Origin of the sequence: Clostridium zeae (assembly GCF_017312485.1) — a bacterium.
GTDB classification, from domain to species: Bacteria; Bacillota; Clostridia; order Clostridiales; family Clostridiaceae; genus Clostridium_AR; species Clostridium_AR zeae.
Window position 1 is genome coordinate 63,921 of the sequence record NZ_BMBA01000001.1, and the last position, 16,882, is coordinate 80,802.

16 protein-coding genes are annotated in these 16,882 nt (G+C 28.9%); 14 read left to right on the forward strand and 2 right to left on the reverse strand.

Features of this window, described 5'->3' with window-relative positions; translation table 11 throughout:
* Positions 1-473 precede the first annotated feature (473 nt).
* The 8 genes from J3477_RS00245 (at position 474) to J3477_RS00280 (ending at position 8,233) form a co-directional block, all read left to right on the forward strand.
* On the forward strand, positions 474-674 hold the full coding sequence (locus J3477_RS00245) for a hypothetical protein (RefSeq protein WP_183277294.1): 201 nt from the start codon (positions 474-476) through the stop codon (positions 672-674).
* A 162-nt stretch (positions 675-836) separates the two neighbouring features.
* Complete coding sequence (locus J3477_RS00250; RefSeq protein WP_206867565.1) at positions 837-1,283, forward strand: NUDIX hydrolase; 447 nt, start codon at positions 837-839, stop codon at positions 1,281-1,283.
* Positions 1,284-1,344: 61 nt separating this feature from the next.
* On the forward strand, positions 1,345-1,593 hold the full coding sequence (locus J3477_RS00255; RefSeq protein ID WP_206867566.1) for a TetR-like C-terminal domain-containing protein: 249 nt from the start codon (positions 1,345-1,347) through the stop codon (positions 1,591-1,593).
* 124 nt (positions 1,594-1,717) lie between these two features.
* Complete coding sequence (locus J3477_RS00260) at positions 1,718-2,626, forward strand: Gfo/Idh/MocA family protein (RefSeq protein ID WP_206867567.1); 909 nt, start codon at positions 1,718-1,720, stop codon at positions 2,624-2,626.
* Between the two features lie 450 nt (positions 2,627-3,076).
* On the forward strand, positions 3,077-3,586 hold the full coding sequence (locus J3477_RS00265) for a hypothetical protein (protein ID WP_206867568.1): 510 nt from the start codon (positions 3,077-3,079) through the stop codon (positions 3,584-3,586).
* A 120-nt stretch (positions 3,587-3,706) separates the two neighbouring features.
* Positions 3,707-4,540, forward strand: coding sequence for a hypothetical protein (locus J3477_RS00270; protein WP_206867569.1), 834 nt, complete (start codon positions 3,707-3,709; stop codon positions 4,538-4,540).
* Positions 4,537-6,423 (forward strand): ABC transporter ATP-binding protein, encoded by a 1,887-nt coding sequence (locus tag J3477_RS00275; RefSeq protein WP_206867570.1) that lies wholly within the window; start codon positions 4,537-4,539, stop codon positions 6,421-6,423. The genes J3477_RS00270 and J3477_RS00275 overlap by 4 nt, the downstream gene beginning before the upstream one ends.
* Before the next feature lie 13 nt (positions 6,424-6,436).
* The gene (locus J3477_RS00280) at positions 6,437-8,233 is read left to right on the forward strand and encodes an ATP-binding cassette domain-containing protein (RefSeq protein WP_206867571.1); all 1,797 of its coding nucleotides are present in this window, start codon (positions 6,437-6,439) and stop codon (positions 8,231-8,233) included.
* A 186-nt stretch (positions 8,234-8,419) separates the two neighbouring features.
* On the opposite strand, the gene J3477_RS00285 is transcribed toward J3477_RS00280, so the two are convergent.
* Both J3477_RS00285 and J3477_RS00290 read right to left on the reverse strand, forming a co-directional pair.
* The gene (locus J3477_RS00285; RefSeq protein ID WP_206867572.1) at positions 8,420-9,658 is read right to left on the reverse strand and encodes an MFS transporter; all 1,239 of its coding nucleotides are present in this window, start codon (positions 9,656-9,658) and stop codon (positions 8,420-8,422) included.
* Between the two features lie 490 nt (positions 9,659-10,148).
* Entirely contained in the window at positions 10,149-10,376 is a 228-nt protein-coding gene (locus J3477_RS00290; RefSeq protein WP_206867573.1) for a hypothetical protein, read from the reverse strand.
* A 393-nt stretch (positions 10,377-10,769) separates the two neighbouring features.
* On the opposite strand from J3477_RS00290, the gene J3477_RS00295 reads away from it, so the two are divergent.
* The 6 genes from J3477_RS00295 (at position 10,770) to J3477_RS00320 (ending at position 16,865) form a co-directional block, all read left to right on the forward strand.
* Complete coding sequence (locus J3477_RS00295) at positions 10,770-11,471, forward strand: YoaK family protein (RefSeq protein WP_228731172.1); 702 nt, start codon at positions 10,770-10,772, stop codon at positions 11,469-11,471.
* A 255-nt stretch (positions 11,472-11,726) separates the two neighbouring features.
* Positions 11,727-12,608, forward strand: coding sequence for a VOC family protein (locus J3477_RS00300; RefSeq protein ID WP_206867574.1), 882 nt, complete (start codon positions 11,727-11,729; stop codon positions 12,606-12,608).
* Between the two features lie 53 nt (positions 12,609-12,661).
* Entirely contained in the window at positions 12,662-13,078 is a 417-nt protein-coding gene (locus J3477_RS00305; RefSeq protein ID WP_206867575.1) for a VOC family protein, read from the forward strand.
* A 717-nt stretch (positions 13,079-13,795) separates the two neighbouring features.
* Positions 13,796-14,053, forward strand: coding sequence for a TM1266 family iron-only hydrogenase system putative regulator (locus tag J3477_RS00310; protein WP_206867576.1), 258 nt, complete (start codon positions 13,796-13,798; stop codon positions 14,051-14,053).
* Positions 14,054-14,071: 18 nt separating this feature from the next.
* A complete protein-coding gene (gene hydG, locus J3477_RS00315; RefSeq protein ID WP_206867577.1) occupies positions 14,072-15,490 on the forward strand; it encodes a [FeFe] hydrogenase H-cluster radical SAM maturase HydG in 1,419 nt (472 codons plus the stop codon).
* A gap of 391 nt (positions 15,491-15,881) precedes the next feature.
* The gene (locus tag J3477_RS00320) at positions 15,882-16,865 is read left to right on the forward strand and encodes a D-isomer specific 2-hydroxyacid dehydrogenase family protein (protein WP_206869595.1); all 984 of its coding nucleotides are present in this window, start codon (positions 15,882-15,884) and stop codon (positions 16,863-16,865) included.
* Positions 16,866-16,882 lie beyond the last annotated feature (17 nt).

Below are 16,882 nucleotides of genomic sequence, written 5' to 3' on the forward strand. Positions count from 1 at the left end.
ATTATTGTATTATAATCATAAAAAGTATCCTATAGTTAGTCTTTAAACAAAAGCTAATCTATAGGATATTTTTGTGTTAAAATATGGCACTGTGTTGAAATTAAATGGTTATGCATAGCTTAGAAAATTATCTGAAATTTATATAAAAGTTGAATTTTGAGATAGAAGTTATTATTGCGGAATAAGAGAGTATATGATAAGATATGGTGAAAATCAAAAAATAACTAAAGATGAAACACTTCAATCTGAAACATATTTTCAAAACTCCTCTGGATTCTGAGAGGAGAATTTGCAAATATAAGGATTAATATGAAGTGGTTCATCTATAATAAGTCACGGTGGATTTGATTTGAAATTATAAAATAATATATATTTATAGGAAGTGAGGATTTAGTGATGCTGTACCACAATATACAGTTAATCATTAACTAAAATTTATGACAAATGATGAAATATATAAACGTATAATGGTCATGACTAGTGTTAAAAGTGCGATTGCCTTTATAAAAACTAGTGAAATAAATAAAGCTGATTTAGTTAAACTATGTAAGAGATATAATATAAATATTATAGAAGGAAAAGCTACTAAGGAAGAAATCATTGATAGATTTGTAAAAGAAACACTTGGCGTTAAGTTAAGAAAAAAGGCTGTTCATAGATATAATACTAAATAATGCTGAAGGTAAATTCCTGATTATTGGAAATTACCTTCTTTTTAAATTTAAAAGATAATAGTATTTTATTAAATAGAGTAGTTCCTTTAACTTGTGAATAAGAAGCTGATAAAATGATAATGACTAAAGTTATTAATTTTTATGAAAGGATTAAGAACAAATATGGACTATGTGAAATACATACGTGAAAAAGTAAAACATGATGCAATCAATCTTACAGGTGTAAATGTATTGATAATAAATGATAAAAATGAGATATTGCTTCAAAAAAGAGGGACATATCCTTTTAAATGGGGACTAATAGGAGGGATAACTGAACTTGGTGAATCTCTCGAAGAAACAGCAATTAGAGAAGCAAAAGAAGAAACTGGTCTGGATATCCAAGAACTAGAGCTACTTGGAACTACTTCAGGAGGAAAATGTTATATTGATTTCCCAAATGGAGATAAAGCTTATTTTATTTCTATTGGTTATGTTAGTAAAAGCTTTAGCGGAAAGCTAACAATTGATAACAATGAAACAAAAGAATTAAAATTTTTTAGTTATAAGAATCTTCCTGAAGATATACCTAGCAGTCATAAAATAATGATCAATAAGTATTATAAATAAATATAAGACTTAATAAGCTAAAATCATAATATTTGCATTAAATATGCTTTAATTGAGGTTAATGGACAAAAATGATTTGTTACATATTATCCTTAAAGCATATAATGATTTTTTGCCAATTATCCACAAAAAATTTAAGGGTGAAAATAGATTTGAAGAAAATGATATATTAGAGTATATACTAGCCTTTAGTGGAGGAGGGTTTTGGAATATGCTAATTGTATGGGTAAAAAATGGTGCAAAGAAAACTCCTGTAGAAATGGCAGAATTAGTTGATAAAATAATTAGAAAGTCCACTTTTTTAGAATAAGAAAACTTAAGTGTTTTAGTAAAATTAATAAAATGGTATTAGAAATTTTTTAAAAATATTGTTTGTTATAATAAAAATTATTTTATTGAAAAGCAATATATAATTACTATTATGAGGTGAGAAAATGAAGGTTGGAATCATTGGATTAGGGGATATTGCAAAAAAAGCATACTTACCTGTACTTTCTGAAAAAGAAGATATAGAGTTAGTTCTATGCACAAGAAATTCTGTAACATTAAATAATTTATCAGAAAAATATAGGATTAGAGAAAAATATAATACAGTAGAAGAACTTATTAGAAGTGGTATTGATGCAGCTTTTGTAAGTACTGCTACTGAAGCACATTTTGAAGTGGCTGAAAAACTTATAAAACAGGGGATTAATGTATATATAGATAAACCTATTTCTATGAATTATGAAGAAACTAAAAAAATAGTAAAACTTGCTGAGCAAAGTGGAAAAATTATAATGGTTGGTTTCAATAGAAGATTTATACCAATTGTTAAAGAATTGAAGAAAAAAGGAACACCTACAATAATTGTTATGCAAAAAAACAGATTTGCACTACCTGATAAGGTTAGAAGATTCGTTGTTGAGGACTTTGTCCATGTTGTAGATACCTTGAGATTTTTGATGGGAACTGAAGTTAAAGATTTAAAGGTTCAGTATTTAAGAAATGGTGAATTACTTGATAATTTAGTAGTACAACTTATAGGTGATGGTGTTACCGCTATTGGGATTATGAATAGAAACGGCGGTGTCACTGAAGAGATTATAGAATATATGACAAGTAGTGATAAATATGTAATTGATAATTTGATTGAAACAACACATTTTCATAATAAAGAAATAAAAGTATCTAAATTTGGAGATTGGGAACCGACTTTATACAAACGAGGATTTTATCAAATAGTAGATCATTTCATTGATTGCGTTAAAAATAACCTTGAGCCTATGCCATCTGTGTATGATTCATTAATTACACATGAGCTTTGCGAAAAGATAGTAAAATATATAGATGAAAAGTCGTAGCTATAGAGTAATAAATAAAACTTGTTTGCTTGCTAAATTTTCCTAATATTCGTTGGGAAAGACAGATGAGCAAAAAAGTCGCTGAAGAAGGTTGTTTCAGCGACTTTTTTGTTGATTATTAGTTTTTAAAGATAAAAAAGTAACATAGAAATTAAAAAAAAGAATATTTTCATAAATTCAATATAGACACAATTGTTAATATATGGTAGTATGTGTATTACAAACTAATAACAATTATTTTGTGATTTAGTTATTTATTTTTTATTTTAAATGAATAAGTTAAACGCTTACGAGATTAAAATGTTAAAATATTATTAAAAAGATACTAGCTATAAAAAAAGATTTAATGATTTATTTTTTAATTTAGCCAATATTTGACTTATTATAATGAAGTGCACACATTCTAGTAAGTTTAATATAAAAATATAATTTTTTAGGGGGAAGTAAAACATGAAAAAGTCTACATTGAAAAAACGTATTTTTGCATTTACTATTATGGGGGTTGTTGCAGCAATGCCAGTTATGGCTAGTGCTACTGGCTCACCATATGTAAAATCGCCATCTACAAAAACAGGAACAATGGTAAGTGGAACTGCTTACAGCTGTTATGCAGCAGCAAAGACAGCAACTGGAAGTTCAACATACACATATTTTAGAAATTATACAAGCTTAACCAGTGGCTTTGTTGCAAGTAGCGGAAGGAAAGTTCACATGGAATTATGGGAAGATGATGGATTATTTAATGCTAACGATCAGGTTAAAACCTATGAAGGATCCTTTAAAGATAGAACTTTAAGTAGTATAACTTTCTTAAGTACACAGACTTCAGGAGAAATAGAAGGTTCAGGCGATAATTGTGCAGAATTATATCTAAAGATGTCAGTTGATGCAGTTAGTGGTGATAACACATCTGATACTGTAAATTCAGGGTTATTTGAATACTCAGTTGGAATCAACTAGTTTACTGTTAATTAAGTCTTAATATCAATCAAGCTGTCACGTCATTAATAATAGAGTGGCAGCTTGAATTTATTCAGAGGTTTATCTATATTAAAATACAAATAATGGAGGCTAATATTTATGGGTAAAAAAGTATTTACTTTACTAGTAACAAGTTTAGCGATTATCTTGACGTCATGTAGTGTTTCGTCTTCATTTAAAAACTCTCCTCCTACTTATTCTTATAGCTCTAAGACAGCAATAGAAGAGAAAGAAGATGGATGGCTATATTTTTTTAGTTATGAGTACTCAAACAATAACAAAGATTCAAACAAGTCATATATATTTAATGGATATAACTTAAAATATAAACATATATCTGGTTATGATATACCTATTATAGATGGTAAGACTAAAAAAGTTGTCGATACTGCTACAAGTTCTTTACCATATCTTACTCTTAATAAAGAATTTGATGAGGATATCACTAATATAAAAAAAACACTTATAGAAAAGCAATTTGTTACTCCAATAGAAATTTCTGATTTAGATTCACTTAATCTTAAAAAAATTCAAAAAGACAATGTTCTAAAACTTTTTAATGAAGCAATGGAGAAAAAAGAATTGCCTAATGGTAAGTACGATTATTTGCCTGAAGCAAATGTAATACAAGAAAATTTACTTAGTGGGTATCAATGGCAAGTTGGTTATTTTATGGCTAAAGGGAACATTTTAGCGGTAAGAATAGAATTAATATATGATAAGACAAAGTATCTTTCAGATATGATAAAGGATAATACAGCAGATAGTTTACAGAAAGATGTTTACAATAAGATTAAGGAAATTGAGAAGCAAATTATAGATAAGCAATCTTTTCAGATTAGTGGTTATGAAAAGTTAACTTTTGATAAGATTCAATTCAAAAGATTGCAAGAGTTACTCAAAAAAATTGAATCGGAGGGGAAAACTGATTGATTCACTGCAAAACTATATGTAAAAAATATGGTCAAGAAAAAGTTCTCGACAGTTTTTCATATACATTTAAAGAAAATGGATTTGTTCTTTTGTATGGAGAAAGTGGTTGTGGAAAAACCACACTTCTAAATATTTTGGCAGGTATGACTATATTTGATGAGGGTGAAATCATATTCAAAAAAAATAAATATGAAAACAAAGTAGATTATAATAAAATCAGTAATGATATTGGATATATTACTCAAGATACACATTTTATCGATTATCTTACTGTGTTTGACAATCTTAGGCTGTGCTCCACTGACGATGAGTATATTATGGAATTTTTAAAAAAGTTTGGATTAGTTGATATTAAAGACAATTACCCAATTACATTAAGTGGTGGCGAAAAACAAAGAATTGCAATTATTCAGGCATTACTTGGCGAAAAAGATATACTGCTTTTAGATGAACCTACAGCTTCATTGGATAGAGAAAATAAACTCCTAATTTTTAATATATTAAATGAGTTAAAGAATAGTAAGCTCATTATTTGTAGTTCTCATGATTATGAAGCCAAGGTATATGCTGATGAAATAATTGATTTTAATAATTTACAGAGTGTAAAACCAAATGAAAATATATCAGCTACTTGTTTTGAAACAAAGGGTATTAAAAATAAAAGAAAACTATACCCATTCTTCAGAAAACAATACAAGTATCACGGAAGAGAAAAAAAATCAAAAATTCAATTGACTATTGTTTTTTTTCTAGCAGTAATAGCATTATGTATATGTGATACTCCACAAAGCAAGACTGATTCAAACATCCAGTATACTTACCATTTGAACCAACTTCAACTGTCAACTGTTGGTGTTAATAAGTCTTTGTTGACAGAATTGTCAAGCAATAACAAGGTTTTAGAAGTAGATTTAATGTACAATAGGTCTGTGCCTGACGGTATAGATGATGAAAAAGACATTACTTCTAATGTTAATTATAACATTACTGCAGAAACACTGCCTTTCAGAGAAGATGCGTTTCCGTTGGCACATGACATTGAGTATGGTAGCTATTATACAAAAGCAGAACAAATAATATTGTCATACGATATGGCGCTTTCAATTGGAAATCCTAAAGATTTAATTGGACAAACTTTAAAGGTTGATTTATTTGATAAGAGTTACGACATGGAAATAGTAGGAGTGTTCAAAAGATTTTCTAAAATCGAAAAACAATATTTATGGGCAAGCGGAATATATTTAGGAAATAATAATGACACATTTTTTATTAACGGAGAATTTACAAAACGATATGTAGAGAATAAAGATTTTCTTATGCACGGTCAGCGAATTTATACCGCATATTTTAGTGATTTTAAAGACATGAAATTATTCTATGAAAATAATAATTATAATTATAAACAAGATGAAATTAAATTAATATATGCAGATATTGGGAATGATATATCCTTTCTATTTCAATCAATGTTTGCGATTTTATTCCCTATTGTTTTAGTGATAATTCCTGTTGCTGTATTACTATACTATCAAACTTGGAAGATCAAAATGGTTTATAATAAACATATTTTTTCCGTATATCAGTACCTTGGATACTCAGCTAAAGAAATAAAAAGATGTTGGATTGTTACTAGTCTTGAAGAAGTTATTAAAATGTTATTGAGTGCAATGCTAGTGGCCTTTCCATTAATGTGGATTACCAATCTAATTAACAGCAAAATTATTATTATTCCATTTCAAATATTTACATATAATAGTTATTTGATTTTATTGTTGAATGTTTTAATTATTGTGTTAAATATTATAGTCTCAACTATTACATTGAATAAAGTAAAAATGTCAGGATGGTATCAAATATTATTGGAACAGAGAGATTTAATTTAGTAAGGATGATATTATGATTAAGTTAACAAATATTTGTAAATGCTATAATTCAAAAGTGCTAGATAACCTTTCATATAAATTTGAAAAGGGTAAAATATATGTTGTCAAAGGGGTAAGTGGCTGTGGGAAAACATCTTTATTAAATATTTTATCTGGATTGGATAATAAATTTGATGGGAATTATACATGGAATGACAAGTCTGTAAAAGAATTCACAAAGCTGGAAACAGAAAAATTTAGAAATAAAATTGGTTATGTTTTTCAAAATAGTCTTCTTCTATCAAAACTCACAATTTTACAAAATTTAATGTTTATAAGAGATGATAAAGATAGTATTTATTCTTATGCAATTAAATTAGGAGTTTTTAATCTTTTGGACAAGTACCCTGAACAATTATCCGGAGGTGAAAGACAAAGGATTGCAATTATACGTGCGTTATTAATCAATCCTAAGCTTATTCTTGCTGATGAACCTACAGCATCTCTAGATAACAAGAACTCTATAATCATTGCAAACATGATAGCAGACATGAGTAATATGGAAAATATAATTATTATTGCAAGTCATGAAAATTGTTTTGATGATGTTGCGGATGAGATTATTAACCTAAATTATGGTGAAGTTTGTTCAGTAGACAAAAAAATAAAAACAAAAAAACATAGTAATCAAGAAATAGAACTCATTGGAAAAACCAAAGATGCTGGAAAAGCCTCTATTCTTAACTATGTGTTTATGAGAAATAAAGAAAAATATAAATTCTTGAGATTGTTACCCACAGTTATTATTATGTCAATTCTTTTATGTTGTATTTCGATACAAGGCAATTTCCAAAAAGAATATATAAAAAAAATATATTCTAAGTATCCTTTAAATGTTTTTAGTCTTACTAACAATCAGTATGAAAGTCTAAAGGAATCGTATGATTTCATCACATATGATAATTATACAATCGATGAAAAAGATATAGAGTGTCATCCTTTACTTAATAAAGAAATCAGTGGATTTAATTTTCAAGGGGTTATTGAATTTGGCCATTTTCCTGAAAAGAGTACTGAAATTGTCGTAACACGAGAATATATTAAAAATTGTTTTAACACAGAGAACTATAAAAACTTTGTAGGAAAAACAGTTTCAATTGGAGGCTATTCTTACACTGTATCTGGAATTCTTTCAGATCTATCGCAGGGTGATGAGAAAGACTTAGTATATTACAATTCTTATTATCAAACCAATAATCCAAACAAAGTATTTATCCCTTATGATACTATGAAAGAAAAAGGTTATAAGGTTCAATCTAAAACTAAAATGGTTAGATTAGACGATTTATACGATAAAAGAGAAGAGTATAAATCTATCCGTTCTTTTTTGGATGGTCCTATATCTGTATGGGATGCAAAAATCATAGATATGAAAACTACAATTGATATGATCTACATGATAATTATGATTACTGTATGCATTGCAGGGCTTATCGCATTAATCTTTATAAAAAATGAAATACAGCTTGAATTATTTTATAGAAGAAAAGAAATTGGGTATCTACAACTCTTTAATGTATCAAAGAAAAGGATAAGATTAATTATAATACTAGAAAGATTAGTTAAGGAAGTGCTTTCCTTAATATACGCAGTAATTCTTTACTCTTTTGTTGCAGTGATTTTGAAATACTGTGTTGATATAAATGGCATTATTCCTATTCAAACAATTTTATTATTTTTTATATGTATTTTGTTATACAGTATAGTTATAGTAGTTATCCCATTTAATAGATTTATAAAACATAACATAGTAACTTTAATTTCCACTTAATTTTGTATACACTATTTGATTTTAGAATATAAGTTTTTTAACAAATTAATAAATCTATATAATAGTGATTAAAGAAAAAATAATCGATTAATGGAAAATAAAATTATTGATTATAAAATAATCCCAGTAGAGGTGCAGCAATTGCTTTCTACTGGGATTTTCAATTAAATATCAATATGTAGATTTTTAATCAAGCTTATAACTTTTTATATCTTCAAATTTGTTAACATTTAAAATTGAAGGGAAAAGTTTCATCCAACTTAATACAACTAATATAGTTCCAATACCGCCAACTAGAGCTGCAAACTGCGGTCCAAGAAGTGCAGCTGTAGCACCGGATTCAAATTCACCTAATTGATTAGATGTACCAATAAAAATCATATTTACAGAACTTACTCTACCTCTCATAAAATCAGGTGTTTCTAACTGTACAAGGGTTGAACGGATAACAACACTTATAACATCGGAAGCTCCTAGAACGAATAATGCTATGAAAGATATAATGACAGACTTAGATATTGCAAATACTATAGTTGATAAACCAAAGAAAATTACTGCAGTAAACATAGTACGTCCAACATTTTTCTTTAATGGCTTTTTAGCTAGATAAGCTGACATAAGTAATGCGCCTACTGCAGGTGCAGATCTAAGTATACCAAGTCCGAAGGATCCTATCTTTAAAATTTCACTTGCATATATTGGTAGAAGTGCAGTTGCTCCTCCAAATAATACTGCAAATAAATCTAGAGATATTGCGCCAAGAATAATTGGTCTTCCCTTTATAAAGGAAATACCAGCAAAAAGTGTCTTTAAACTAGCTGGTTCAGCTTTAGTTTCTTCTTTTCTCATTATAAGTTGAGATATTAAAATGCTAGATGTATATATTAGAACTCCAGTTAATCCGTAGACTAGAGTTGGACCAAAAGCATACAGTATGCCGCCGACACCAGGTCCTATAATAACTGCAAACTCAGAAACAGAAGACATTAAAGCAGAAGCTCTTGGGAAAATGTCTTTATTCACAATGTTTGGCAATAAAGCTTGCATTGGAGGTCCTTGAAACGAGTGTGCAACAGCGATGATGAATATTATAATAAGAAATCTTTCTTTTGTAATCCATCCACTATAACTTCCATAGGCTAAAGCTAGTATTGCTGTTCCTTCAAATATTTGACTAATTGTAATTATCCTTCTTCTGTCGTATCTATCTGCAAGATGTCCAACAAAAAGTGATAATAAAAGCATAGGTAGAAATTGAACTAGTCCAACTAATCCTAAATAAAATGCAGAATGAGTCATAGAATACATCTGCCAGCCTATAGCTACTGATAGCATTTGATAGGCAAAGTTTGTAGATACTCTTGCTACCATTAATAATCTAAGCGATTTATTTTGTAGAAGAGCGGGAGTTTTTGTAGTGTTCATTATATTCAGCGCCTTTCTGTATATGATTGCGAATTATAAATATATATGATAGCTTATTTAGCTTAAATAAACGTATTTTTAATTAACCATGATGCTATATAACGCTTATCTTTACAAGAATAAATGGTTAAATAGTATAATTTGGCTTATTAAAATATATTAATTGATTAAATTATTTTATGTAACGCTATTGATAGTATATAACACAGATACTTAAGTATCAAGTTCGACAGAAGCCCTGAAAAATTGAAATGGAAGCAAAATATTAATGCTAAACTAAAAGAACAAAAACTTCTATAAAAAGGCGCTTTATTCTTTAGTTTCTGAGAAAATCATAAAAAATGTTTTCAAATGCTTTAAATAAAGATGAAACACTTCAATCTGAAATCTAGTTTCAAAACTACTCTGGGTCCTGAGGGGAAAATTTGAAAATATAAATGTAATTATGAAGTGGCTCATCTATAGTAATACTTTTATAAATATACAAACTTTACTGCCAATCTACTATATTCTCAACTCCATTCATTTTTTTTATTAACCATTCTACAGCATCTTTGCTAGTTGCAAATTCCTCATTTGTACTACTAACAAAAGAATATCCTTCTTTATCATCTACGCTCTCAATAAATAAATCATTTTTATCACATGATAAGCTTATTTCTCCTTTTGATTCAAGCTCATCTATCAACTTACCAATAATTTGCTGATTTTTTTCCATAAGTAAACCACCTTTCTTATATTTTATAAATTTAGGCTTTTACAAATCATCTGATTTTATGACTATTAAAAGATTATTTTTATTAATCAAATTTTCATTTTAGCTTTGAAAATTTGCAGTATAATACTTAAGGTTTTAACAAAAATAAGGTTTAAATTGTTCTGAAACTTAAGAAAAACTTTATACAAAGCTACTAAAAGCATATGTAAAGATTTAGATTCTAAGCAAATCCCTTTGTTCCCTTAATTATTTTGTTATAAGGATAAAAAATGAGGCTATATGGTATTTTTTGCTTGAAGGTAGTAAGATAAAAATTTTCAATAGTGATATAATATCTTGGGGAAGCTATTCCGTACAACTGGATTTTACACATTTATTTAGGGGGCTTTAGAAGTGATTAGCAAGGTATATAATATAAGAGATATAAGTATTGATTCAAAATATGAAATTCACGAGACTGTGTTTTTTGGAATGTTACTTGCAATAGTTGGAGGTTTTTTAGATTCCTACACCTTTATCTCAAGAGGTGGAGTTTTCTCAAATGCGCAAACAGGAAATATAGTGTTTTTAGGAATATACGGTTCACAAGGGCAATGGGCGCAGGCTTTTCAGCATCTTCCGCCTATATTAGCATTTATACTAGGGGTTCTAGTAACGGAAATCGTCAAAGGAAATTCACCTAAACTTTTTATTCGAGAATGGGGTAAAGTTATTTTAATTCTTGAAATTGTTGTGCTTTTTATAACAGGTTTTATGCCTAAGGGTACTACTGATACAATTGTAAATGTTATAATTTCGTTTGTTTCATCGCTTCAAATAGCATCTTTTAGAAAACTAGGAGATTGTCCTTATAGCACAACTATGACAACAGGTAATTTAAGAACTGCTTGTGAAGCAGTTTATCTGGCGGTAACTCAAAAAGACAAGAAGGCTAGAAATAGAGCTGTAAAACTTTTTACGATTATAGCATCATTTATAGCAGGAGCTTTTTTAGGTGCAATATTAACTACTATTTTTAGTGTGAAAGCCATATGGGTTGCTGCACTGATTTTATCTATTAATATAGCATTATTTAGTATAAAGAAACAAAGGTAAAGAAAAACGCCTCAACTTAAAAATATAAATTTTAAATAAACAGTACTTACATGTCTTTAAATAGATTTTAAGAATCGCTTATATGTGATTCTTTTTTTTACCTTAATTATATTTTTATGAATAATATAAGCTTATTAAGATAAAGATGATAAAATAGTTAAAACTTGAAGGAATTATGAGAAATATAGAGAATAGTGATATAAATCAAATTTTTATCAATTTGTATATTAAAAATCTCTAGATAGGAGGGTTTGTATGTCAAAGATAGTACCTTACATATGGTTTGATGACCAATCAGAAGAAGCAACAGAGTTTTATGTTTCTATATTCAAAAATTCAAAAATCACTGATAAAACATTTTATGCAGAAGGTTTACCAAAGCCTAAAGATAGCTTACTGAGTGTAAGTTTTGAATTATGTGGTCAAGAATTTGTAGCTCTAAATGGCGGTCCATATTATACGATAACTCCAGCAATATCTTTCTTTGTTAACTGTGAGACCTTGGATGAGGTGGAAAGCATTTGGCAACAGCTTAGCAAAGATGGCATTGTGCTTATGGAGCTAGGAAAATATCCTTTTAGTGATAAATTTGGTTGGCTTAAGGATAAGTATGGGGTAACCTGGCAGATAAATCTTTCAAACCAAGAACAAAGTATATATCCAGCTTTGATGTTCTTTGGAGATAATTATAGAAAAGCTAATGAAGCAATTAAGTTTTATACATCTATATTTGAAAATTCAAAGATTGATTCAATTGAACTTTATAATGATGATAAATTGGGGACTAAGGGATCAGTGAAAAGTGCTGTTTTTACGCTAAGATCTCAAAATTTCATGGTAATGGATAGTAATATTAATCATGAATTTACTTTTACACCAGCAATATCATTTTTTGTTGATTGTGAGACTCAAGAACAGATAGATAATTTTTGGGAAACCCTTACTAATGAAGGCAAAGAAGGTCAATGTGGATGGTTAGAAGATAAATATGGAGTCTCTTGGCAAATAGTACCTTCAGTTCTAGGTGAACTTTTAAACGGCGAAGATGAAAAAAGGTCACAGCAAGCTGTAGATGCCATGCTAAAAATGAAAAAACTAGATATTGATACTTTAAAAAGAGCATACGAACAAAATTAAATCTTATCAAAATTTCACATAATATAAAAAATAAATTTAAGGAGTTGAAGAAGATGGCTATACAGGTATATCTAAATTTTAATGGAAATTGCAGAGAAGCAGTAGAATTCTATTCAGAGGTTTTTAAAACTGAAAAGCCTCAAATAATGACTTTTGGTGAACATGCATCTGATCCGAACTTTGTTATCCCTGAAGAAGCAAAAAAATTAGTATTACATACAAGACTTGAAATCGGCGGAACTACTATAATGTTTTCTGATACATTCCCTGGCATGCCTTTTACTCAAGGAAATAATTTTAGCTTAACTTTAGTTACTAGAGATATAGAAGAAGTAAAGTCATGTTTTGATAAATTAAAGGAAGGTGGAACTGTTGACATGGAGCTTCAAGAAACCTTTTGGAGTAAATGTTACGGCTCATTAACAGATCAATTTGGAATACAATGGCAACTCAGCTATGATGGTAAATAATTAATAGACTATAAAAAATAAAACTTAAGTTATGCATGTCCTAAAATCTTGTGATTACTTTATTTAGGGCTTCATAACTTATTTGTTGAAGTTATATCTCAATGTCTTTATCATTCATATAGTCACCTCCTATGATTTCACTATATATACTTACTAAACAACATTTTTTTGTCATAAACTTCTATTTTCATAGATTTAATTATTATATATGTGCTAAATATAAACAAGCTCTAAAGTGAAATTTAGCTTTTAAGAAATAATCGAAGTTCACACATTAAGTTTTACTTTGGAAAACATTATGATATAATAAATATTGTTGGTGCACTTTCTGAGATTAAGCTTATAGTTTTTTCTTGTAGTAAACCATAAAATTTAAAGAATCGTACTGAATGAATGAGGGTTAGTCCCAAGTTAGAAGGCGAGAGAATAGTTGTTATAAACTCAGGAAATTAATTTATATGATTACTTGCGTTTTATTTTCTATCCTTGTTCCTTTTGGTACAAGGATTTTTTATTCTTTATAAATTTATAACTCAATTATATCTGTGGATAAATATGAGTAACGACTTAAAACATAATGTGATTTAAAGAATAAAAAATACGAATGTGTCGCCTGCCAAATTTCCCTCATATTCATTCGGAAAGGCAGATGCGCAAAAAAATCACTAAAGAAAGTCGCTTCAGCGATTTTTTATGTATTATTGAAAGGATTTTTTTATGGAAACAAGGATTGCTGTGGTTGGAATTATTGTTGAAAATAAAGATTCAGTGGGAAAGATTAATACTATTCTACATGAATATACTGAGTATATTATAGGTAGAATGGGACTGCCATACCCAAAACGTCAACTTAATATAATAACTATAGTTATTGATGCACCGAATGATGTTATCGCCGCTCTTTCTGGAAAATTGGGAATGATACCTGATGTGAACATCAAAACGGTATACTCTAAGGTTTCTGCCAAGGAGTAAAATATTGGAGGGATTTGAATGTATAATGTTAAGTCTAAAGTTGCAACAGAATTTATCGATGACGAGGAAATTAAAAGTACTTTAGAACATGCTAAGGAAAATAAGAGTAATAGAGAACTAATAGCTAGTATTATTGAAAAAGCTAGAAGCTATAAAGGCATAAGCCATAAAGAAGCTGCTATATTATTAGAATGTGATATTGAAGAATTAAATGAAGAAATGTATAAACTAGCAAAAGAGATTAAACAAAAATTCTACGGAAATCGTATTGTAATGTTCGCACCTCTTTATCTTTCAAACTACTGTGTAAATGGATGTGTTTATTGTCCATACCACTATAAAAATAAACATATAGCTAGAAAGAAACTTACTCAAGAGGAGATAAAAAGAGAAACAATTGCCCTACAAGATATGGGACACAAGCGTTTAGCTCTTGAAGCAGGTGAAGATCCTGTAAATAATCCACTTGAATATATTCTTGAAAGCATTAAAACTATATATAGTATAAAACATAAAAACGGAGAAATAAGACGTGTTAATGTAAATATAGCTGCAACTACAGTTGAAGACTATAAAAAGCTTAAGGATGCTGGCATTGGAACTTATATATTATTTCAAGAAACATATCATAAAGAAACTTATGAAGAGCTTCATCCAACTGGACCAAAGCATAATTACGCATATCACACTGAAGCAATGGATCGTGCTATGGAAGCTGGAATAGATGATGTTGGACTAGGTGTATTATTTGGACTTAATCTATATAAATATGATCTTGTAGGTCTTCTAATGCATGCAGAGCATTTGGAAGCTGCAATGGGAGTAGGTCCACACACTATCAGCGTACCTCGTATTAGACCAGCAGATGATATTGATCCTAATAGCTTTTCAAATGCAATATCAGATGAAATATTTGAAAAAATAGTTGCTATAATACGTATAGCAGTACCATACACAGGAATGATAGTTTCTACTCGTGAGTCTAAAAAAACTCGTGAACGTGTACTTGAACTTGGAGTATCACAATTAAGCGGTGGTTCAAAGACTAGTGTTGGTGGATACGTACAACCTGAGCCAGAAGAAGAAAATTCATCTCAATTTGATGTAAGTGATAATCGTACCCTTGACGAAATAGTAAATTGGCTTTTAGAGTTAGGTTATATACCTAGTTTCTGTACAGCTTGTTATCGTGAAGGTAGAACTGGAGATAGATTCATGAGCCTTGTTAAATCAGGACAGATTGCAAACTGTTGTCAGCCTAATGCTTTGATGACTCTTAAAGAATACCTAGAAGACTATGCTTCAGAAGAAACTAAGAAAAATGGTGAAGTTGTAATTAATGATGAAACTGAAAGAATTCCTAACGAAAAGGTAAAAACTATAGTTAAAGAACACTTGACTGAGTTAAGAGAAGGAAAGAGAGACTTTAGATTCTAATTAATTAGTTAATTTGTATGTGTAAATCTAAAAATCTAAGAGAGTAGATTTTTTAGATTTAGAAGTAAAATTTGAATTGTTATTTTTGAAAGTATGTGAATTTTTATTCGCATACTTTTTCTTATTTTAAAACTTTTAGGTTTATTTTTATTAGATAAACTTTGGAGTGTTATAGCTATAGTTTTTATTTTAGATGGTTTATTACAAAAGAAGTATAGATTTATGATGATTATCTTAGGTATTTTCACTTTAGCAATATACTTTTATATTGGAAAAATTATATAATATAGTAATGAAAGGTCTAATTTTTTGTACTTATTTATAACCGATGAACTATAGTTAACCACATTATTCAGTATGCAGGAGATGATATATTATGGTCAGTTACAAAATAAAGATATGTGTTTTCAACTACAGAGAATTTGACGAAGCTCAATATTTTAATAAGATAAGTGAAGAACTAGGAGTAGAACTTATTATCTGTAGAGAAACACCAACTCTTTCAAATATACATTTAGCTGATGGTTGTGATTGTATTAGCATTATAACCTCACCGTTGGATAGCAAGTTAATTGAAAAACTTCATGAAATGAATATAAAAATGATTTCAACTAGAACTGTTGGGTTTGATCATATAGATATCAAATATGCGAAAGAGCTGGGAATTAATGTAAGTAATGCAACATACTCACCAAATGGAGTAGCAGACTATGCGATAATGCTAATGATGATGGCATCACGTAATATGAAACGTATTATGGAACGTGGAAATATTCAAGATTTTTCATTGCAAGGACTTTTAGGAAGAGAATTTGCAAATATGAAGATAGGCATAATAGGAACTGGAAGAATTGGTGAGACAGTTATCCGTCATCTTTCAGGATTTGGAAATGAAGTTTTAGCTCACTCACTATATGAAAATGAAGAAGTAAAAAAATATGCAAGATATGTTTCCTTAGACGAACTTTTAAATGAAAGTGATATAATTAGCCTTCATGCTCCTGTTGATGATACAAACTATCATATGATAGATGCTCAAGCAATTTCAAAGATGAAAAATCAAGTGATTATTATAAATACTGCTAGAGGAGCACTAATTGACACAAATGCACTTCTAGATGGAATCGAAAGCGGAAAGATTGGTGCAGTAGCCTTAGATGTGATAGAAAATGAAGCAGGACTTTGTTATAACGATTTAAAATCTGAGGTGTTAAGTAATCGTGATTTGGCAATTTTAAAAAGTTATCCAAATGTAATTGTGACACCTCATATGGCATTCTATACAAACCAAGATGTACTGGAGATGGTTTATTCATCTTTAAAAAGTTGTGTTTTGGAAATTGAAGGAAAAGAAAATCCATGGAGAGTTGTATAAAGATTATTAAGTGATAT